Origin of the sequence: Marivirga harenae (assembly GCF_030534335.1) — a bacterium.
Lineage (GTDB): Bacteria > Bacteroidota > Bacteroidia > Cytophagales > Cyclobacteriaceae > Marivirga > Marivirga harenae.
On record NZ_CP130565.1, the window covers coordinates 367,875 to 388,796 of the forward strand.

Genomic DNA, 20,922 nt, shown 5'->3' on the forward strand with positions numbered 1-20,922 from the left:
TTTAAAACAAACTAAAAGTTCTCAACTGCTCAATAAAATGCATAATAACTCCGGGCCAGATTGCAATCGTAATTAGTACCCCATACAGTGCACCAAATAAGTGAGCATCATGATTCACATTATCCCCTTGTCTTTTACCTTGATAATAAGAATAAATCACATAAATGGCTCCAAAAATAAAGCCCGGCAAACATAACAATCCATACAAACATAAATCTGTCATTGGGTTAAATAAAATACTACTAAAAACTACTGCAGAAACAGCACCCGATGCTCCCAGCGCATTATAATTCGGATTTTCTTTATGTTTTAAAAGGCTTGGAATATCCGAAACTACTATTGCAGATAGATAAAGTGCCACATATAGGAAAGTGCCATAATTCGTCAATTGATTAAAATAGTACTCCACCGCATCTCCAAAGAAATACAGCGTAAGCATATTAAAAATTAAATGCACATAATCAGCATGTAAAAAGCCCGAAGTGATCATCCTGTAATATTGCTTTCTATACACAATTTGATAAGGATTGAACATCCAAGCATACATTCGGGATGGATTACTGAAGGCTGGAATGCTAACTATACAAGTGACGATAATGATAATTAAAGTAGTACTCATTACTGTTCTCTGTTAATAAGGTAATTGAAGAAATCTTTAATGACGAGCTTCTTCTCTGAAGGCACATCTAAGTCATCCAAATTTTTAAATGCCTTTTCAAAATACTGATTCATTTTAGTTTCTGTTAGCTGCTTGATGCTGAGTTTATCATAAATCGCCTTCACAGCGTTTACTTTTTCACTACTATCAAAATCCTTCGCTCTTAACCATTGATTAAGCTCGTTAGAATTTTCTCCGCTAGCTAATTCCTTTGCTTTGATTAATAGATAAGTCTTTTTATTGGCGATGATATCTCCACCTACTTGCTTTCCAAATTTCTCCTGATCAGCATAAACATCAAGCAAATCATCCATCAACTGAAATCCAATACCAGCATTAACTCCCATTTGATACAGCAATGCATGATCAGCTTCATTATCCATTGCAAAGATCCCTCCAAACTCAAGACTAAAACCCAACAGAACAGCAGTTTTCAAACGGATCATTTCTAAATACTCATCTTCATGCACTTGCTCCTGATCTTCAAAATTCATGTCAATTTGTTGCCCCTCGCAAACTTCAATTGCACATTGGTTGAATTTTTCCAGGACCTCTGTGAGTTTCTCATTCGGAACATATTGAATGAATTGCTGATAAGCTTTAACCAGCATTACATCACCTGAAAGTATAGCAACAGGCTCGTTCCACTTTTTATGCACCGTATCTTGACCTCTTCTTAAAGGCGCCTTATCCATGATATCGTCATGCATTAAAGTGAAATTATGGAAGATCTCTACAGCTAAAGAAGCTGGTATAACTTTTTCAATTTCGTCTTGATAAAGCTGGTAGGCTAACAAACTTAAAAGCGGACGCATTCTCTTTCCTCCGAGAGCCATAATGTAACGAATGGGCTCATACAGTTCTTGAGGCTTGCTTCCAAAGTTCTCTCTTTCTATGGCAGAGTTTATAGAAACTATATAGTCTTTGATCGATGGATTCATCTAATAAATTAAATTTAAAGCCTAAAGATATAGGAATAATAAGGGATATAAAAAGTTAATTTTACGTACGGAAATAATTAAGAGTGCTTGGAATTATTATAGAAAAAATTGATAATTCCATTTGAAATATCAATCGAAACTTTTACACCTGCAATTGTTATTCAAAATTTTCAAACTTACCTTTGCAGTTCGAAAGAAAGTAAAGGTTTAGTCATTAGATAAAAGCATTGATATATCAAACCTAATACACTTTTTAAGTGTCTTATGTACTTAACAAAAAACAATAAAAAGTTTATTGAAAAAATTAATTCGTATACGAACAACATCACTAGTATATGATCGTATTGAAAGGAAATAAGTATTTAAAATCAAATAATAAATTTTAACAATAATTAAATATTAGAATATGTCTTTAGTAGGAAAAAAAGCACCAGCATTTAAATCAGGAGCAGTTATTAATGGAGAAGAAATCGTAGAAGATTTTTCTTTAGAGCAGTACATCGGTCAAAAAGATGTGATGTTCTTCTTTTATCCTAAAGATTTCACTTTCGTATGCCCAACAGAGATATTGGCGTTCCAAGAGAAATTAGCTGAGTTCGAAAAAAGAGGTGTGGCGGTAATCGGTGCATCTACTGACACTGAAGAAACCCACTTAGCTTGGTTATTGACTCCGCAAGAAAACGGTGGAATCGAAGGTGTTACTTATCCATTAGTTGCAGATGCTTCTAAAACTATTGCCAATAATTTTGGCGTTTTAGCTGGTGACTGGAACTATAATGAAGAAGGTGATTTAATCTTCGAAGGAACTCCTGTAGCTTATAGAGGAACTTTCTTGATTGATAAAGAAGGAATTGTTCGTCATGAAACTATCAATGACCTTCCATTAGGTAGAAATATCGATGAGATGTTAAGAGTTGTTGATGCATGGCAACATGTTGAGAAGTTTGGAGAGGTTTGTCCTGCAAACTGGGAAGAAGGAAAAGAAGCGATGGAAGAATCAAGAGAAAGCGTTTCTTCTTACTTAGCTAAAAACAAGAAATAGTTTTTGTATAATTAAAGTCAAAATCCTGCTCGGGCAACTGAGCAGGATTTTTTTTATTCTTAGCTATTGGCCTTATAGGAAAATATTTTTATAAAGGCGGTCTGACTACCGTCTGAGCTCGTCAATAATAATAAGCGCTAAAAATCAGGGATATATCATAATTGATTAACTGATATAAAAGGAAAGTTCTTTTGAACTTTCCTTTCTTTAATTCGGGCTACTATAAGAAGAAGGAATTAAACGGTTTGATAACCTTCACATCGCTGTCCAAATTTCTAACTAGCACCTTAAAGCTTATTCATCTCCTCTTTCACAAAATTCATCAATTCACTGATATTCTTTTTACTGAAATCAAATTTGATATCCGCAGCTTCGTAAACTTCAGGGATTGAACGGGTATAACCCATTTTCAGTGCTTTCATATAGGAATCTAATCCCTTTTCAGGATTCTCTTTGTAGTTTTTCCATACAGCCACGGCACCTAATTGCGCCATACCATATTCTATGTAATAAAATGGGACTTCATAGAGATGCAGTTGCTTCTGCCACATATTATCTCTGAATTTTTCCAAGCCTGACCAATCAGTGATGGAATCTGAAAAATCATCTAGAATATCATTCCAGGCTTTAGTTCTCTGTTCCACAGTATGATCAGAATGTTCGTAAATCCAGTGTTGAAATTTATCGATAGTAGCCACCCAAGGAAGGGTCTCTATAATTCCTTCCAGATGTTCTGTTTTAGCTCTTTTTAAGTCCTCTTCATTATCGAAAAACGTATCCCAATAATCTAAGGTGATTAATTCCATACTCATGGACGCCAACTCAGCCACTTCAGAAGGTGGATTTTTGAAATCATTCAATTCCAAGTCATTCATTAAAAAAGAATGAACTGCATGACCGCCTTCGTGTAGAAGGGTCACCATATCTCGTAATGTAGAAGTAGCGTTCATGAATATAAATGGCACACCAGTTTCTGAGAGCGGATAATTATAACCTCCGGGTGATTTCCCTTTTCTAGAATCTAGGTCAAGATGCTTCATCTCAACCATTTTAGTAAGGCAATCTCCCAAAAAAGGATCCAATTGGTTGAATACCTTGATTGTTTTCTCTGTAAGATCATCAGCTCCTTTAAAAGGTGCCAATGCTTCTTTTCCAGATATATTAACCGCTTTATCCCACGGTCGCAATTTATCAATATCAAGCTTTTCTTTTCGTTCTCTGGCAATTTCATCTAAAAGTGGAACCACTTCAGACTTCACCGAATCATGGAAATCAAAGCAATCTTGTGGAGTGTAATCAAATCGCCCCATGGAAGCGAACATATAATCACGAAAGTTGTCAAAGCCAGCATTTATCGCCACTTCGGTTCTCAATTTCACTAGTTCATTGAACAGATCATCCAGCTTCTCTTTATCGTCTAATCTTCTTGATGAAATCTTTTGGTAGATCTCTTCTCTTAATTTCCTATCAGTTGATTGTAACTTTACTGCTGCTTGTTGAAGGGTTAATTCCTTTCCTTCATGCTCAATATCCATCGCCCCAGAAATAGCACCATATTGTTGTGAAAGGCTGGAAATTTCAGTTTCTAAGGGAATATTTTCCTCCCTGAATATTCTCACATCTTTCTCCATCTCTCTGATCATGATGTCAAAGCCTTCTTTTTCCTTAACAGCTGATAAATGGGGAGATGCCAATGCTTTCCTATTCAATTTATCGCTATAAGGAGCAATATGAGGTTGAATATTTCTTACGAAATCTTCAAAAGAAGCCGCTAACTTTTCATCGGTAGTATCGCAAGTCATTTTGATATAGCGCCAAGCCATATCTTCTGATACCACAGCTTCTAACTCGCTGAGGTCAGCAAACCATTTTTTCAGATCTGCATCCGAATCAATGTCTTGATCCAATAATTTTTCAAAATATGGTTTTAGCGTTTCCCAATCTTTTACTTTAAAATCCTTGGGTAAAAATTGTCTTTCTTTTATCTCAAAATCCATAATTTCCAATCGATTAAATAAAAAAAGAGGACATATCGCCCTCTTTCTGTTTTACTGGTTTATTCTCTTAATGTTTTATCCTATTTCAATTTTTACATCAGCTGAAGTCGGATGGCCAACACAATTCAACACAAATCCTTCCTCTTTTTCTGCATCTGACAAACCTTCATCTTCTTCCATTCGGACAGTTCCCGATAATAGCTTACCTCTACATGCTGTGCATAATCCGCTTTGGCATGAGAAAGGTAAATCGATATCCATATCTAATGCAGTTTCCAAGATAGTTTTATCAGCTGGAACTGGAAATTTATATTCCTCTCCATCGAACAGAATAGTTACTTCATACTCATCACCTTGAGTTTCTTCGCTAACTGTCTTTTCCGCTTTATCGATAGTTCCTTGTACGAAGCTCTCTTTGTAAACATTGGATTTATCAATACCAAAAATGTCTAAATGTTGCTCTACATTCTTCATCATCCCTTCCGGACCACACATTAGGTATTGTGTCTGATCCTTACCCCAGTTTGGAATTCTATCTAAGATTTTTTTCAGCATCTCTTCATTCAGCAAACCGGATTCACCTTGCCAATTAATTGGGGCATCATCCAGTACATGAATCACATGCATTCTGCCTTCATATTCATCTTCTAACTTATCGAACTCTTGTTTGAAGATTACTGACTCTAAATTTCTATTAGCATAGATCAAAGAAATAATACTATCTGGCTCAGCATGCAGAACTGATTTTGAAATTCCCATCATAGGAGTTATTCCACTACCTCCGGCAAACATGATCAGATGTCGCTTTTTATTAGCATCCACCTCAGTCGTGAAATTACCCATTGGTTCCAATACCTGAAGTTTATCGCCAGCCTTTAAATTGCTATTTAAATGATTGGACATCTTTCCATTTTCGACTCTTTTCACAGTAACGGCTGGGTATTCATCTACCAATGGAGAGGTGCAAAGAGAATAAGCTCTTCTTACGCTCTCACCATCAATATCAGTGATTAGCGTTAGGAATTGCCCCGCTGTATATGAAATTTCCCATTCAGGCTTTTCAAACTCTATTACAATCGCATCTGCCGTTGCATTGATGACTTGACGAACTGTTAACTCCTTGTATCGATTAGATTTCTTTTTCTCTTTATCTTCTTTCTTTTTGAAAAAATTAAATGCCATGCTTCTTTAGTTTTATATGAGTAAACTCAATGTTTCTATAATAGTTAAGCAAAATTAACAAGCTTTGACAATTTTCGCTCATTAATTCGAAAAATGCTTACAATTTCAATTCATTTAATAAACTTTCCTTGTAAATAGATAGTTACAAAAAGAAAAATAAAATTATGGCAAGACCCAATATAAAACTTATAAAAGCGATTAGAACTGCTGCTAAGAAAATTCAAGAGGGAACTCATTACCAATGGGGCCATATGGGCGGTTGTAATTGTGGACATTTAGCTCAAGAACTCACTCCCTACAGCAAAAGAGAAATCCATGAATATGCCATGAGAAAATCAGGTGATTGGACAGATCAAGTAGAGGATTATTGTAGCATTAGCTCCATGCCAATGGACGAAATCATATCCAGTATGATGGATTCCGGACTGGAAAGAAACGATATGATTGATCTGGAACGACTGAAGAATCAGGAAGTGAGAAGGTTTATGGGGGAAAGAGGAATAAAATTACACCATAATAGCAAAGAAGATGTGGTGGATTATATGAAAGCTTGGGCAGATTTATTGGAAGAAAAATTGTTAGCTGATATCCAGTTGCCTGAGAATATAGAGAATTATGAAGCAATTGACAGTTGATAAAATAAATAACAAAAAAAAGGTCTGAAATTTCGGACCTTTTTTTATTACTGTTCATTCCCGCGAAGGTGGGGATCTTGTCCCATTGAAAATCGGTTTCAATTTATAATGTCTGCCTTCAGAGCTGATATTATAATCAGATATTAAAATCATTTCTCATAAACCACACGACCATCAAAAATAGTCATAGCAACATTGGTATCTAGGATTTCATTCTCAGGAACAGTCATAATATCCTTATCAAAAATAGTGAAATCGGCTAGTTTGCCCACTTCTATTGATCCTTTAATTTCCTCCTCAAAAGCACCATAAGCCGCATCTAACGTATAAGACCTTAATGCTTGTTCCCTAGTCATTTTTTGTTCTGGTTCGTATCCACCTTCAGGAGTTCCTTCTAAAGTTTTACGACTCACACTTGCGTAAAATGAAGCTAAAGGATCAATAGGTTCAACAGGCACATCAGTTCCATTAACAATCGGAACTCCTGATTGTAATAATGCTTGCCACATATAAGCGCCCTCTTTAATTCTCTTTTCTCCTAATCTGTCAATCGCCCAAGGACGGTCGGAAGACATATGAACAGCTTGCATAGCAGGAATAACACCTAATTCAGCAAATCTTGGTATATCATCGGGATGTAAATGCTGGGCATGCTCAATTCTGAATCGGTGGTTCTCAGTTTGATCAGCATTTTCTTTCATAGCTTTTTCATATCTGTCTAAAATTTCCTGATTGGCCCTATCTCCAATAGCATGAGAACAAACTTGAAAGCCATTTTGCAAGCCTTTGTTAGAAGTAGTGTAAACAAATTCCATTGGTAAAGTCTCATGCCCAAAGTGACCAGGTTGGTCGGTATATTCTTTCAAAAGCCATGCCCCTCTTGATCCTAAAGCGCCATCGCAATTTAATTTAATGGAGCGAATGGTTAATAGATGAGCACTATCCACTTCTATCCCCTTCTTATACCATTCTTCTAAGAGCTCCTTATCCCAACCTGTGAGCATGGCATACATTCTCACATCCAATTTACCTTCGGCTTTCATATCGCGGTAAAGCTGAATATTTTCTCTACCAATACCTGCATCATGAAAACTGGTAATCCCATTTCTATGGCTAGCTTTTACTGCTAATTCAAAAGCTTTTCGATCTTTATCCGGTGTGCTTTCAGGAATATGCTGGGTAATTAAGGTCATCGCCCTTTCATTGAAAACGCCAGTTGGGTTACCTTTACCATCTCTAAAAATCTCCCCACCTTCGACATCCAGATTAGCCATACTCTCTTTAGATAAAGGTAATACGCCTGCAATTTGCATGGCCTTTTCATTAGCCATACCTGCATGACCGCTCGCATGACGTAAATAAACTGGATTATTGGGTGAAACTTCACTTATCGCATGATGCAATGGAAAACCATTAATAGTATTATCCGGCATTTTATTCCATTTGCTTTGATGCCAACCTCTGCCTGTAATCCATTGGCCCGGTTCTGCCGCATCAACAGCTTCTTTCACTTTTTGGATCACTTCATCATAACTTTTTGTCTGAAGTAAATCCACATTTAATTCATTGTAACCTAAGCCCATAAAATGACCGTGCCCTTCAATAAAGCCTGGAGTCATAGTTTTCCCCTTGAGGTCAATCTGCTGAGTTTTTTCTGTTATATATTTTTCAGCTTCAGCCTCACTTCCTGCAAATAGTATTTTATTGTCTTTGACTGCGACCGCTTCCACAGTAGGTTGATTATCATTAACTGTATAAATGGTTCCTCCTTTTATGATGAGCTCGGCTGATTCTTGCTGATTTTGGCAACTCAAAAAGCTGAAAATTGCCAATATTGATAGTATAGTTTTTATTTTCATTATGGTATAATTAAAATTTTGATTGAAAGTAATTTTAAAATCACAGATAAACAATAAAGTTTATTTGAATGGAAAAGCTTGACACCACAATATCAAGCTTTTACTCAGTCTAAGATAAGCACCATGCTGCGGATATGGTTAAAGCACTATTTTCTCAATACTTGAGCAGCTTCTTTTGCAAAATAGCTTAATATCACATCTGCACCTGCTCTTTTGATACTCAATAAACTTTCCATCATTGCGGCTTCTCCATCTAGCCAGCCTTTCTCAGCAGCTGCTTTAATAAGACTGTATTCGCCACTTACATTATAGGCAGCTATTGGTAATTCATTGTTCTCTTTCAGCAAGTGAATCACATCCAAATAGGCTAAGGCGGGTTTAACCATTAAAAAATCTGCTCCTTCTTGCGCATCTAACTCAGCTTCAATTAAAGCTTCATATTTATTAGCCGGATTCATTTGGTAGGTTTTTTTATCACCAGATTTCGGTGCAGAGTCCAAGGCATCACGGAAGGGACCGTAAAAAGCAGATGCATATTTAGCACAATAACTCATAATGGACGTATTTTCAAAACCATTTTCATCTAAGACATCTCTAATATATTCTACCCTGCCATCCATCATATCAGATGGACCAATTATATCAATTCCTGTTGCGGCTTGTGCCAAAGCCATGTCTGCCAAAACATCCAGCGTTTCATCATTGAGAATATTGCCATTTTCGTCCACTATGCCATCATGCCCATCACTGCTGTATGGGTCCATGGCTACATCTGTCATAATGCAAGCCTCTGGAAAACTAGACTTAATTTCTTTTAAAGCTTTCAAGTAGAAAAAGTTCTCATCAGCACTTTTAGTTGCCATTTTATCCTTATGTTTTTCTTCAACCACAGGAAAGACGTCAAATGATTTAATTCCCAGCTTTAGACAGGCTTCTATTTCTTTCAGCATCAAGTCAATTGAAAAACGATAAATCCCGGGCATACTATCGACCTCCACTTTTCTCTTTTGGCCTTCTAATAAAAACAAAGGGAAGATAAAATCTTTGGTAGTGAGGGTCGTTTCTTCGACCATTTCACGAATGGCTTTTGATTTACGGTTTCTTCTTGGTCTTATTAACATAAAATGTTCTTTTTGATCATTCAAATTTAAACTTTTATCAGATGGAAAATCGAATGTGAACTAAAAAATCGTGCATAAAAACTCAATTATAATTAATTAATATAATAAAAATCATTCTTCCTGGCTACATAGTATTTCTGTTTACCGAATTACCTTCTAAATTTGCGGTAGGTTTAAAATTAAAGAAATGCGTCCTGTAATTTTCATCATCGCCACCTTGTTTTTTAGCTCTTGCGATCATTTTTCAAGCAAAAAATCTCTCAGTTCGGCTGAAAAGCTATCCTTGCAATTAGGCAATGCTACTTTATGGTTTCAACAATCTGCCGAAATGGAGTTATCCTTTCTACAGGCATACGATAAAGGGAAAATGTTACTGAAAATGAAAATGGACACCTTAACCACTTCGGCTTTCCCTCCCGCAGTTGTACTTGATTTAGATGAAACTGTTCTGGATAACAGTCCTTTTGAGGCAAGATTATTTTTAGAAGGAGAAAATTACAGTTCAGAAAGTTGGGGAAAATGGTGCACAGAGGCCAAGGCTGAGGCGCTGCCTGGGGCCATTGACTTTTTAAATTTTGCTGATAGTTTAGGAGTAAAGATTTTCTATATCTCCAACAGAAAAATAAACGTCTTCGAACCAACGCTGAAAAACTTAAAAACACTTAAGTTGCCACAAGCTGAAAAAGACCATTTATTCTTACGGACAACAAAAAGTGATAAGTCAGAGAGACGAGAAATGGTTGCGGCCAGGCACAACATACTCTTATATGTTGGAGATAATCTGACAGATTACAGTCAGAAATTTGCAGAAAGAGATTCTACATTAGGAAAAAATTTAGTTAAGAAAAATTATAAAGAAGTACTACACAATTTCATAATACTTCCTAATCCAATGTACGGAGAATGGGAATCAGCAATTTATGAAAATGACTTCGCTAGAACTTACGAAGAAAAAATTGAAATGAGGAGAAAAGTCATTGACGCTGCAAACTGACGCTCTGTAAGAAATAGGTCTTCCAGACCGCGTGTTTTAACCTTTAATTATCCCAACTTATAGATTAAATTTCAGATACTTATATAATTTTCATATTTTGTTTAAATTTTAGACCGAATATGAGAATTCGAAGTGTCCTGATCATTTTTGTAAATCTCTTGCTTCTTTCGCAAGTTCCGGTGATGGGTCAGACTGAAAGCTGGCACCAAGCTCAAAAACAAGGTCATGCCAAACTAAATTTACATTGGTACATCTCTAATCCGTTTATTTACAAAAACCAGAGTGGAAATCCTGAAGGACTAGAGGTAGAGATTTTAGAATCATTTCAAATCTATATTCAAAACAAATATAATGTTACCCTTGAGTTAAAATGGATTGAAAATAATAGTTTTAATAACATCTTAGAGCATATTAGCTCTGAACCAAAGCCTAATTCATTTGGGGTTTCAGCCTTTTCAATAACTGAGAAACGGAACACTATAGTAGATTTTACAAAACCATACTTATCGGATGTTGCCGTACTGGTATCAAGTAAAGGCACCCCAATAGTTCGGACATTAGGGGAAATCAACAAAATGATGTCTCAAATGACGGCAGTCACCATTAAGGGAACTACTTATGAGCAATTTCTTTTGCAATTGAGAAAACAGCTGAACTTAGATTTTGAGATTTTATACATTGAATCTGATAAAAACATCCTTGATGAGATTAGTCAGGATGACGATCGATTCGGATTTATAGACTTACCTATATACCTGATGTTGATTAAAGGAGGAGGAACATTGACACGACAAAACTTCTTCACTATAAAAGGTAATGGGTATGCTTTTATTGCCCCTAAAAACAGCGACTGGATAGAAATTTTCAATGAATTTCTTGCGGATCCCAAAACCAGTACCAAACTGGCAAATATTACTTCCAAATACATGGGGCCGGAACTCTATAATTTTATAGACGGCCTATATGGACAAGAGAATTTAGGTGCTTCTATTCTGACTAAGGAAAAAGAAATTCAATTGGAGCAATTAAAGAATGCCAATTTATTAATAGAAAAAGAAAAAAATACCCGCGTCACTTACATTATAATAGCTATTGTTACTACTGGTTTATTGGCTATCATTATTATACTCTTCTATAGAGAACAAAAAGTAGCGAAAATACTGAGTCGCAAAAACAAACAAATAGAGCGACAACAACAAAGTATTCAAAATAAAAATGAACAGTTGTCTAATCGAAATTTACAATTGACTAATTTAAATGAAGAAAAAAATAACTTAGTAAAGATTCTGGCCCACGATTTACGATCTCCAATTAATCAAATTACAGGACTGCTGGAGATATTAAAGGTAGGAAACAAAAATTTCAAAGATGATGATTTAAAAATAATACATCAAGCAAAGGATTCAGCCGAAAGATTGAACCAAATGATAACTAAGATCCTGGATTTTGATGCACTGGAGGGGAATAGAATGAAGGTTATTCCCGAAGATATTAATATAAAAGAATTGCTAAAATCGGTAAAAAATGATTTAAAAGTTTCTGCCGATAAAAAGAAAATAAAAATACATTATAATTCGCAGGCAAACATCTCACTAAAATCTGATCATCTTTTTCTTACCCAAATTTTAGAAAATATTGTAGTAAATGCCATCAAATTTTCTGAACGAGGCACCGATATTTTTGTAGATGCACAGCGAAAAAAGGGTAACATAATATTTTCAGTGCGGGACGAAGGTCCTGGCCTCACAGATGAAGATAAATCAATGATATTTAAAAAATTTCAAAAATTAAGTGCACAACCCACGGGTGGTGAAAACTCTACAGGTTTAGGTTTATCAATAGTTAAGAAGTATGTGGATTTACTGAATGGCGAAGTCTGGGTAGAATCAGAAGAACACAAGGGAAGTACATTTTACGTAGCACTTCCCATCTCGTAATTGTTAAAGCTTACTTGCCAATTGTTTCCTTAATTCTTCATTTTCGTTTTGTGCATCAACCAGCATCTTTTCATAATCTTTTTGAGTTCTTTGCATTTCTTCCTGTGTCGCAGATAATTCCTCCATATTCTGACGCATCTCCTCTTCCTGTGCTCTCATTTCTTCTGTCTGTTGCTGAGATTGCTGATAGAGCTCGGTGGTTTTTTGATTCACTTTGGCAGTGTTTAAAGCCACTGCGATACTCTCCCCTGCCTTCTCCAAGAAATCTCTTTCATATTCTTTTAATACTCTAAAGCTCGCCAGTTCCATTATCCCTTCAATATATTCATCTCTTTTAACTGGGGTAATTATTATAGACCGCGGATTGGCATCTCCTAACCCAGATTTAATGTTAATATAGTTTTCGGGAACCTCAGTAAGGTAAATGCTGTCTTTTTCCTGATAAGACTGACCAACCAAACCTTCTCCAGGCTGAATTTTTTTATTGATTTTCTTTCTTCTATCATAAGCATAACAGCCTTCTAATTCGAGAAAAGTATCATCCCCCTCCTCTTTTACAATGAAAAATCCTCCTTGATTGAGCTTCATATATTTTACCAAAAATTCGATAACCTCATAAGTCAAATCCTTAAGATTACTACCGTTATCTCGAATTATATTGGATAGTTCAGCCAAGCCCTTGTTCGTAAAACGCTCCTGTTCTTCTCTAATCGAACTTTTCTTTAAGCTTTCTCGCATATCCATCAGTGCACTACTTAAAGGATCTTCTTCGTTCAAATCAAATTCTTTATCATAATTGCTATTGGCTATTTCTTTAGCAAAAAGGATATTGGTTTTGGTTATATCTGCTTGCTCTTCACTTTCAATCATTTTTTGAATCAAAAACTTTGACCTGTTTCGCGTGTATATAGAGTAGGACGCTGCAATTACTACAGCAACAGCAACCAAGCCAACATGGAAAAGGAATGTCTGCAAATCCATGTAATCCAACTGAGTGAAATAAACTGATTGATAGGTCTCCTCATTATTTACAAAACCCAAATACTGAATGTAAGCAAAAATGCCGTGGTGCATTACAATGAAAATTGTAGCCGGTATAAATACTTTATAGTTTTGATAAGCCATTAAAACTATGACCGCAACAAAGGCTGTAAAATGCATCTCAAACAACCCATGCATCTGATATATAAATTGAGCCATAAAAATAGCAACAACTAAGCTTCCTACGTAGTGATGGACGTATTTTCCACGGAGCAAAAACTTCACTCCAAAGTATAAAATTAAAGACAATGATCCCACTCCGAGTCCTACCAGCCAAGTATCATAGAAGAAGGCTAAAAACAATCCAAAAAGGAAATATCCTCCAATGGTAATTTCAGTAACTCTATCAGCCCTCCTATATATTTCATCAAAATAAGGTTTGAACTTTTCTTTTGCGATTGCGGTCATAAATTTAAAAAATTAAAAAATTTATCAATTCTTGTATCCGTATTTCCATTTGCAGGTAGCTCACAACCATAAGCTATGCTTGCCAATTCTGGGAAAACTGGTGGTTCTTTATCACTGACCATTGCGCTCAGTGCTATACTTGCAAATTTGGTGTTTTGGGTAGTACAGAATCTTGCTTTATTATAGTTGCCACTAAAATACACTTGCTGATTTTTTATTAAAACCGCTTGCGGTGTGCTGTAAACTCCTAATTCGCTTGCTATTACTCCTTCACTATCTAAATGGACATCTATACCTAAACTATATTTCTCTCTAAACTCCTCAATTTCACTTTCATTTCTTTCGACAGTTTCCAACACCGCTAAAAATTTCACCTTTGAACCATATTGGATCACGAGGTTTTGAAATTCTTTGATGTTAAATCTAGAGCATGGACAATCGAAATTGTAAAAATGAATAAAAGCTTGATCTTCTTCCCCGATTTCTAAAGAAGCAAGAACTGTTTTTGAGACTGAATCACCACGCTGAAGGCTGCTATATCCAGCTGGTATGGGTGTGGGTCTGGAAAATTTCCATTCTTGATGCCAAAAAATTAATCCTATCCCTGTTAAGACCGATAAGATCAACAAACCCGCTAAAGCTACTCTCATAAAAAACTCCCCTATTGCTTGCTAAAGCTAATCCTTTTAATTCATTATTGTTTAAAGAAGTACGAAAAATTACACAGCAATGGATTTCAGGAGAGCTGGCTACTTGGTCAAGTTTTGCCAATACCAAAAAAACTACCTAGAGCACTAGACTTAAATCTCTGGTACCTTAGGCAGTTCAAATATGTTATAAATAGGTCTTTTAGTATTTATCAGGTCGGTGCTGCTGTCTGTCTTTCACTTTTTCCTTAGCTTTTCTGACATGTCTTTTGGCAACATCGTAACAGTCTTGGGCTGCAGAAACAAAGTTGTCACCCTTACCCGAGACAAAAATGTCATTTCCAGGTAAAAAAACTTTTGCATCAACCGTTTTTTCTTTATCCTCATCATTTGCATTTGATTTTAAATACAAATCAATGCCAACAATTTGATCGTTGTATTTTGAAAGTTTATTGAACATCTCCCGCATGTGATCATTCAATTCTTGACTTATATTAAAGTCTACAGGTTCTAAAGTAATATCCATTATTATAAATTATTTTGGTATAAATCTGATTTTTCAATAGTTTCCGCAATAAGTCTTAAATCAGGAAGTGTATTAAATACTTGCTGATGACCTGTTTCTGCCTCTTGATTGTATCGTGCATTTCTAAACGCTACCAATGGTTCCAAATTGATTTCACTCGGTAACTTTTGGTTTTCGGACAATTCTCTTGCGGCTTGACCAATTTCTTGTAGATACTCGTACACGGTTTCTTTTACTGTTTCATTCTTACGAAAATCCTCGTATGTCATCCCGTCAATTTGGGCATTAACTTGGGCTATATTATCTACTATTCGGTTTAAATGTTGTATTGTTTCTTGTAATTGCATCATGCTATATTAAGCGATTACAATGGGGTTTTGTTACGGTTTTTATTGAATTGTAGATTTCGTAAGAAGATGGTCAGACTGCTTTCTACCTATTAATCAATCAGTAACGGCCTGTTTTCTTTGTAAATTCTCACAATTCTCTATTGTGCAATCTCCATAAAAAACTAACGAATGATGTTTAATGTCAGATCCAACTGACTTACCAACTCTTTTTTTGATATCCTCAATACTTGGATCCAAAAACTCCTTGATTTTCAAGCAGTCATTACAAACCAAATGGTCATGATGTTCATAGGTTAAAGCAGGTTCATAGAGTGCATTTTTATCCTTAAAATTATGCTTTACCACCAATCCACACTCCACCAAAAGATCGATTGAATTATAAACTGTGGCTCTGGAAATAGTGTATTCTTTATTTCTCATTCTTAGGAAGAGTGTTTCTACATCTATATGTTCATCCTGTGGTAAATAATAAATTTCTTCTAAAACAGAATAACGTTCGGCAGTTTTCCTCAAATGCTGATCATTAAGATACTCATCTAATATGTTTTTTGCACGCTGCAAAATTTCCTTCATCACGGGTTTAGACATCGACATTTTTCAAACTATTTTTTTCTAAAGCCTAAGTTAGGTTTTGAATATGAGCTTTGAAATAGCAGCAGTCTTTTTTAACAAAGTTTAAAGCAATTCTAAACAAGAATTTTTCAATTACCCTTTCCGTCATTTACTTATGTCCTTATTTTTTTTTAGATTGACGAATGATTAAACTCAAGCCTAAGTCTGACTTATGTCATGTTTTTAGAGACCAACAGCTATTACTTTTGAAAAATAAAAAATTAGCAATTAATGAGTGTATCAGCAGCGAAATTACAGGATGTAGAATGCGCACACTGCGGTGAGAAATGTGACCAGGAGCTCATAGAAAGCCTTGGCCAGAATTTCTGTTGCCAAGGTTGCCGCATGGTCTATGAGATTTTGCTGGAAAATGATCTGGATAATTTTTATTGCGTAGCTGAAAGTCCAGGTGTAAGTTCTAAAAAAAGAACTCGGCAAAATTTTGAATTTCTTAAAGACGAAGCTTTTGCCGATAGTTTACTTGATTTCAAAAATGATAATATCAGCAAGGTTAGATTTTACATTCCTGCCATTCACTGCAGCGCTTGCATTTGGCTATTAGAAAAGCTCTATAAGCTCCACTCTGGGATAATCAGCAGTAGAGTAGATTTCAATAAAAAAACAGTTATTATTTCTTTCAATCATGAAGAACTCACCTTATTGGAACTGGTTAATATTTTAGATTCAATAGCCTATACGCCTGATATCCAATTAGAGAAATCAAAATCTAATACCTCACCGTACAGAAGAATCTGGTTGCAGATTGGAATAGCTGGCTTTGTATTTGGTAATAGCATGCTATTTAGCTTACCGGAATACTTTGGACTCGACATATTCAATGAGGACATTATTTCCAAGATTTTTCCATACCTAAATGCCCTACTGGCAATTCCAGTATTGCTTTTTGCCGCACAGGATTATTTCAAATCTGCTTGGGGTGCAATCAAACAAAGACAAATCAATATGGATGTTCCAATTAGCATTGGCATATTCACTCTATTCAGTTATAGTTATTATATCATTTTGTTTCAATCTGGTTTGGGGTATTTAGATTCCTTATCAGGACTGGTTTTTTTCTTACTTTTAGGTAAATACTATCAACAAAAAACATTTGACCACCTTCGATTCGATAGAGATATTCAATCATTCTTCCCTCTATCTGTCACTAAAATTCAGGCTCAGCATGAAGAACAAGTATTACTTAACAGCATACTTCCATCTGACATCCTTAAAATCAGAAATGAAGAAATTATTCCGGCAGACAGTCTATTAATTTCAGACGAGGCCTCCATAGATTACAGTTTTGTCACAGGTGAATCTTTACCAGAAACCAAACAAAAAGAAGATTTGATTTATGCAGGAGGAAGGTTAAAGGGAGTATCTGTGTTGGTGCAAGTTAAAAAAAGACCCTCTCAAAGCTATCTAGCTCAACTTTGGGACGATGAATCAATTCAAGATGCTGCAAAAGCACAAGTTCAAAGTACGGCCGACAAAATTAGTAAGTATTTCACGGCTGTTGTTTTAGCTATTGCATTTATCTCTTTAGGAAGTTGGTTAATCATCGGTTCATTTGAAAGTGCCATCAGAGCTTTCACTACAGTTCTGATTGTGGCTTGCCCTTGCGCATTAGCACTGGCAACACCCGTAACTTTGGGCTATGCCATGAGGGTTTTGAGCAAAGCCGGTTTTTTCGTAAAAAGTACTCAATCTGTAGAAGATTTATCTAAAATAGATTCTATTGTTTTTGATAAAACGGGTACACTTACTTATTCTGACAGAGCTGAAGTAATTTTTGAGGGAAATATGCCAGAACATAAGATTTTAGCTGCTGTTAAAACTCTATTTAACCAGTCCAAGCACCCATTAAGTCAAATTATTTATAACTGGCTCCCTTTTTATCCATCTCAGGAAATCGTGGACTACAAAGAAATAAGTGGGCAAGGAATTAGTGCCAATATTAATGGACAAATTATCAAATTAGGTAAAAAACAATTTGTTGATAATCAAACTACAGATTTTGATAAGAAATCTAATAGTTCTCAAGTCTTTATCAATGTGGATGGTTTGACATACGGCTGCTTCAATGTAAAACATGTCTTCAGAGAAAATATTGGCAAATTATTTACGGAATTAAGCTCCTCATATCATTTGAACCTATTATCTGGAGACCAACCAGCCGAAAAAGAGTATTTAAAACAATGGCTAGCGGAGGATAATATGCATTTTGAACAATTACCTGGCGATAAGAAGGAGTTCATTACTAAATGGCAAGCATCAAATCAAAAAGTAATGATGGCCGGAGATGGTTTAAATGACTCTGCCGCTTTACGCAAAAGCAATTTCGGATTAGCCATTACAGAATCCACTCGGCAGTTCAGTCCTGCTTGCGATGGTATCCTTTTGGGTGAAAACTTAAGGTTACTTCCCAACATTATGAAATTTTCCAAAGCTACATTCAAATTAGTTATTGCAGGCTTTATTCTCTCATTCTTATATAATGTGGTAGGCTTGAGTTTTGCAGTACAAGCACTTTTATCACCTGTTATTGCAGCTATATTGATGCCTATAAGCTCTTTTTCAGTAGTGCTCCTAGCTACTCTGGGCACCCGGTATTTAGCTAGTAAATATCTACTACAAACTAAAAAAGACCAATATTCATGAACATACTAGTAGTACTAATAATCGTGAGTTTGATAGTAGCGACAGGTTTTTTGGTAGCTTTTGTTTGGGCTGTTCGAAGTGGGCAGTTCGATGATGCCTCCACACCTTCCTACAGAATGCTGTGGGACGATGCCGTCACAAAAAAAGAAAATAAATCAAGTAATCAATCAACAAATCATAAACAAGAATCACATGGAAATTGAAAAGTTTCATTATGACAACAAAGTCGTCAAATACTTTGCGATAGCAACAGTAGTTTGGGGCGCCATCGGGATGCTGGTAGGTCTTTTGGCCGCCACACAGCTGTTTGCACCTGAGGCTAATTTAGGTTCGGAATACACCACCTTTGGTAGAATAAGGCCTTTACACACCAATGCCGTTATTTTTGCATTTGTGGGTAATGCCATCTTTGCTGGAGTTTATTATTCCATGCAAAGATTGCTGAAAACCAGAATGTTTAGTGACACTCTATCGTGGATAAACATGTGGGGTTGGCAGTTGATCATTCTTTCTGCTGTTATTACTCTACCGATGGGATTCACTTCGTCCAAAGAATATGCTGAGCTAGAGTGGCCTATCGATATTGCTATTGCATTAATTTGGGTAGTATTTGGAATTAACATGATCGGTACCATAATCAAGAGAAGAGAGAAACATATGTATGTAGCTATATGGTTTTATATTGCCTCTTTTGTAACCGTAGCCGTATTACATATTGTAAATTCCTTTGCAATCCCGGTTGATTTTATGAAAAGTTATTCCGCTTTTGCTGGAGTTCAAGATGCCTTAGTGCAGTGGTGGTATGGTCATAATGCAGTAGCATTCTTTCTAACCACTCCTTATTTGGGTTTGATGTACTACTTTTTGCCGAAGGCTGCAAATCGACCTATTTATTCATATAAATTATCAATTGTCCATTTCTGGGCTTTAATTTTTCTTTACATATGGGCGGGTCCTCACCACTTGCTTTACACCTCATTACCTGAATGGGCCCAAGCCTTGGGTACCGCATTCTCAATCATGTTAATTGCTCCATCTTGGGGTGGAATGGTAAATGGATTATTAACCCTAAGAGGTGCATGGGATAAAGTCAAAGAAGATCCGATTTTGAAATTTATGGTTGTAGCTATAACCGCCTACGGTATGGCCGTTTTCGAAGGGCCAATGCTATCATTAAAGAGTGTAAATGCTATTGCTCACTATACTGACTGGATTGTGGCTCACGTCCACATTGGTGCGTTAGGATGGAATGGTTTCTTAACATTTGGTATGTTATACTGGATGATACCACAAATGTGGAAAACCAAATTGTTCTCCAGGAAATTAGCGAATACCCACTTCTGGCTGGGTACTTTAGGCATTATTTTCTATGCCTTGCCGATGTACGTATCTGCCTTCACACAATGGTTGATGTGGAAAGAATTTACTCCAGACGGAATTTTACAGTATCCTAACTTCTTGTCTACTACTCTGCAAATCGTACCGATGCATATGTTAAGAGCGTTTGGAGGTTTACTTTATTTGGTGGGTGTTTTTGTAATGGTCTACAACTTGATCAAGACAGCTAAAGCTGGGAAATTTGTTGCCAATGAGGCAGCTGAGGCTCCAGCCTTAGAAAAAGCAGTGAGCAAAGGAAAAGAATATTGGCACAGAGTATGGGAAAGAAAACCAGTTTTCTTCACTATTCTTACTACAGTGGCGATCCTAATAGGTGGTATTTTTGAACTGATACCTTCATTTATGATGAAAGACAATGAGGCCACCAAAATTGAAGCTGTAAAACCATATACTCCGCTTGAATTAGAGGGTCGGGATATTTACATAAGCGAAGGTTGTGTAGGATGTCACTCTCAAATGATACGGCCTTTCCGATATGAAACTGAAAGATATGGCGAGTACTCCAAAGCTGGTGAGTATGTCTATGATCATCCATTCTTATGGGGTTCCAAAAGAACGGGCCAGATTTGCACAGGGTCGGTGGAAAATACCCTGATTCTTGGCACTTCAACCATATGTATGATCCTAGGTCAATGTCACCAGGTTCTACTATGCCTCCTTACCCATGGTTACTTCAACAAGCCTATGACTTAGAAGGGCTTCCTGATAAAATCACGGTTATGAGACAATTAGGTGTTCCGTATGAGGAAGGATTTGAAGAGGAAGTCCAGGCAAATGCAAAAGAGCAAGCCGAAAAAATTGTCAAAAGCCTAGAGGCTGATGGAATTGAGACTGTTCCAGAAGCCAAAATTGTAGCCTTGATTGCTTATTTGCAAAGACTGGGTACTGATATAAAAGTTGCTGAAAAATAAAA

General features: G+C 36.1%; 17 protein-coding genes and 1 pseudogene. 7 read left to right on the top strand and 11 right to left on the bottom strand.

Annotated elements, in window-relative coordinates:
* Window position 1: 1 nt before the first annotated feature.
* On the bottom strand, window positions 2-619 hold the full coding sequence (locus tag Q3Y49_RS01610) for a rhomboid family intramembrane serine protease (RefSeq protein WP_303270468.1): 618 nt from the start codon (window positions 617-619) through the stop codon (window positions 2-4).
* Window positions 619-1,599 (bottom strand): polyprenyl synthetase family protein, encoded by a 981-nt coding sequence (locus Q3Y49_RS01615; RefSeq protein WP_303270469.1) that lies wholly within the window; start codon window positions 1,597-1,599, stop codon window positions 619-621. Before Q3Y49_RS01615 ends, Q3Y49_RS01610 begins: the two co-directional genes overlap by 1 nt.
* Before the next feature lie 406 nt (window positions 1,600-2,005).
* On the opposite strand from Q3Y49_RS01615, the gene Q3Y49_RS01620 reads away from it, so the two are divergent.
* Complete coding sequence (locus tag Q3Y49_RS01620) at window positions 2,006-2,641, top strand: peroxiredoxin (RefSeq protein ID WP_303270470.1); 636 nt, start codon at window positions 2,006-2,008, stop codon at window positions 2,639-2,641.
* A gap of 287 nt (window positions 2,642-2,928) precedes the next feature.
* Here the strand turns inward: Q3Y49_RS01620 and Q3Y49_RS01625 are convergent, their stop codons facing one another.
* Together Q3Y49_RS01625 and Q3Y49_RS01630 are read right to left on the bottom strand one after the other, a co-directional pair.
* Window positions 2,929-4,638, bottom strand: a complete 1,710-nt coding sequence (locus Q3Y49_RS01625; RefSeq protein ID WP_303270471.1) for a M3 family oligoendopeptidase — start codon at window positions 4,636-4,638, stop codon at window positions 2,929-2,931.
* A 75-nt stretch (window positions 4,639-4,713) separates the two neighbouring features.
* Complete coding sequence (locus Q3Y49_RS01630) at window positions 4,714-5,820, bottom strand: 2Fe-2S iron-sulfur cluster-binding protein (RefSeq protein ID WP_303270472.1); 1,107 nt, start codon at window positions 5,818-5,820, stop codon at window positions 4,714-4,716.
* Window positions 5,821-5,984: 164 nt separating this feature from the next.
* On the opposite strand from Q3Y49_RS01630, the gene Q3Y49_RS01635 reads away from it, so the two are divergent.
* Window positions 5,985-6,455, top strand: a complete 471-nt coding sequence (locus Q3Y49_RS01635) for a hypothetical protein (protein WP_303270473.1) — start codon at window positions 5,985-5,987, stop codon at window positions 6,453-6,455.
* A 149-nt stretch (window positions 6,456-6,604) separates the two neighbouring features.
* Here Q3Y49_RS01635 and Q3Y49_RS01640 read toward each other — a convergent pair whose 3' ends face one another.
* Both Q3Y49_RS01640 and hemB read right to left on the bottom strand, forming a co-directional pair.
* Entirely contained in the window at window positions 6,605-8,314 is a 1,710-nt protein-coding gene (locus Q3Y49_RS01640; protein WP_303270474.1) for an amidohydrolase, read from the bottom strand.
* A gap of 146 nt (window positions 8,315-8,460) precedes the next feature.
* Window positions 8,461-9,435 (bottom strand): porphobilinogen synthase, encoded by a 975-nt coding sequence (gene hemB / locus Q3Y49_RS01645; RefSeq protein ID WP_303270475.1) that lies wholly within the window; start codon window positions 9,433-9,435, stop codon window positions 8,461-8,463.
* A gap of 187 nt (window positions 9,436-9,622) precedes the next feature.
* Between hemB and Q3Y49_RS01650 the strand changes: the two genes are divergently transcribed.
* Together Q3Y49_RS01650 and Q3Y49_RS01655 are read left to right on the top strand one after the other, a co-directional pair.
* Complete coding sequence (locus tag Q3Y49_RS01650; protein ID WP_303270476.1) at window positions 9,623-10,429, top strand: 5'-nucleotidase, lipoprotein e(P4) family; 807 nt, start codon at window positions 9,623-9,625, stop codon at window positions 10,427-10,429.
* 119 nt (window positions 10,430-10,548) lie between these two features.
* Window positions 10,549-12,366 (top strand): ATP-binding protein, encoded by a 1,818-nt coding sequence (locus tag Q3Y49_RS01655; protein WP_303270477.1) that lies wholly within the window; start codon window positions 10,549-10,551, stop codon window positions 12,364-12,366.
* Window positions 12,367-12,369: 3 nt separating this feature from the next.
* Here Q3Y49_RS01655 and Q3Y49_RS01660 read toward each other — a convergent pair whose 3' ends face one another.
* The 5 genes from Q3Y49_RS01660 to Q3Y49_RS01680 all read right to left on the bottom strand — a co-directional run bounded on the left by Q3Y49_RS01660 (window position 12,370) and on the right by Q3Y49_RS01680 (window position 15,932).
* Window positions 12,370-13,815 (bottom strand): GAF domain-containing protein, encoded by a 1,446-nt coding sequence (locus Q3Y49_RS01660; protein WP_303270478.1) that lies wholly within the window; start codon window positions 13,813-13,815, stop codon window positions 12,370-12,372.
* The gene (locus tag Q3Y49_RS01665) at window positions 13,812-14,465 is read right to left on the bottom strand and encodes a TlpA family protein disulfide reductase (RefSeq protein WP_303270479.1); all 654 of its coding nucleotides are present in this window, start codon (window positions 14,463-14,465) and stop codon (window positions 13,812-13,814) included. The genes Q3Y49_RS01660 and Q3Y49_RS01665 overlap by 4 nt, the downstream gene beginning before the upstream one ends.
* A 199-nt stretch (window positions 14,466-14,664) precedes the next feature.
* Window positions 14,665-14,988: a ribosome hibernation-promoting factor, HPF/YfiA family gene (gene hpf, locus Q3Y49_RS01670; protein WP_303270480.1), complete on the bottom strand. Its 324-nt coding sequence runs from the start codon at window positions 14,986-14,988 to the stop codon at window positions 14,665-14,667.
* Window positions 14,989-14,990: 2 nt separating this feature from the next.
* The gene (locus Q3Y49_RS01675) at window positions 14,991-15,338 is read right to left on the bottom strand and encodes a HepT-like ribonuclease domain-containing protein (RefSeq protein WP_303270481.1); all 348 of its coding nucleotides are present in this window, start codon (window positions 15,336-15,338) and stop codon (window positions 14,991-14,993) included.
* Between the two features lie 93 nt (window positions 15,339-15,431).
* The gene (locus tag Q3Y49_RS01680; protein WP_303270482.1) at window positions 15,432-15,932 is read right to left on the bottom strand and encodes a Fur family transcriptional regulator; all 501 of its coding nucleotides are present in this window, start codon (window positions 15,930-15,932) and stop codon (window positions 15,432-15,434) included.
* Window positions 15,933-16,181: 249 nt separating this feature from the next.
* Between Q3Y49_RS01680 and Q3Y49_RS01685 the strand changes: the two genes are divergently transcribed.
* The 3 genes and pseudogenes from Q3Y49_RS01685 (at window position 16,182) to ccoN (ending at window position 20,920) form a co-directional block, all read left to right on the top strand.
* Window positions 16,182-18,611: a heavy metal translocating P-type ATPase gene (locus tag Q3Y49_RS01685; protein WP_303270483.1), complete on the top strand. Its 2,430-nt coding sequence runs from the start codon at window positions 16,182-16,184 to the stop codon at window positions 18,609-18,611.
* Window positions 18,608-18,814 carry a cbb3-type cytochrome oxidase assembly protein CcoS gene (gene ccoS / locus Q3Y49_RS01690; RefSeq protein WP_303270484.1) on the top strand — a complete coding sequence of 69 codons (207 nt, stop codon included), beginning with the start codon at window positions 18,608-18,610 and terminating at the stop codon, window positions 18,812-18,814. The genes Q3Y49_RS01685 and ccoS overlap by 4 nt, the downstream gene beginning before the upstream one ends.
* Window positions 18,804-20,920 (top strand): annotated as a pseudogene (gene ccoN, locus Q3Y49_RS01695) (cytochrome-c oxidase, cbb3-type subunit I). Before ccoS ends, ccoN begins: the two are co-directional and overlap by 11 nt.
* Window positions 20,921-20,922 lie beyond the last annotated feature (2 nt).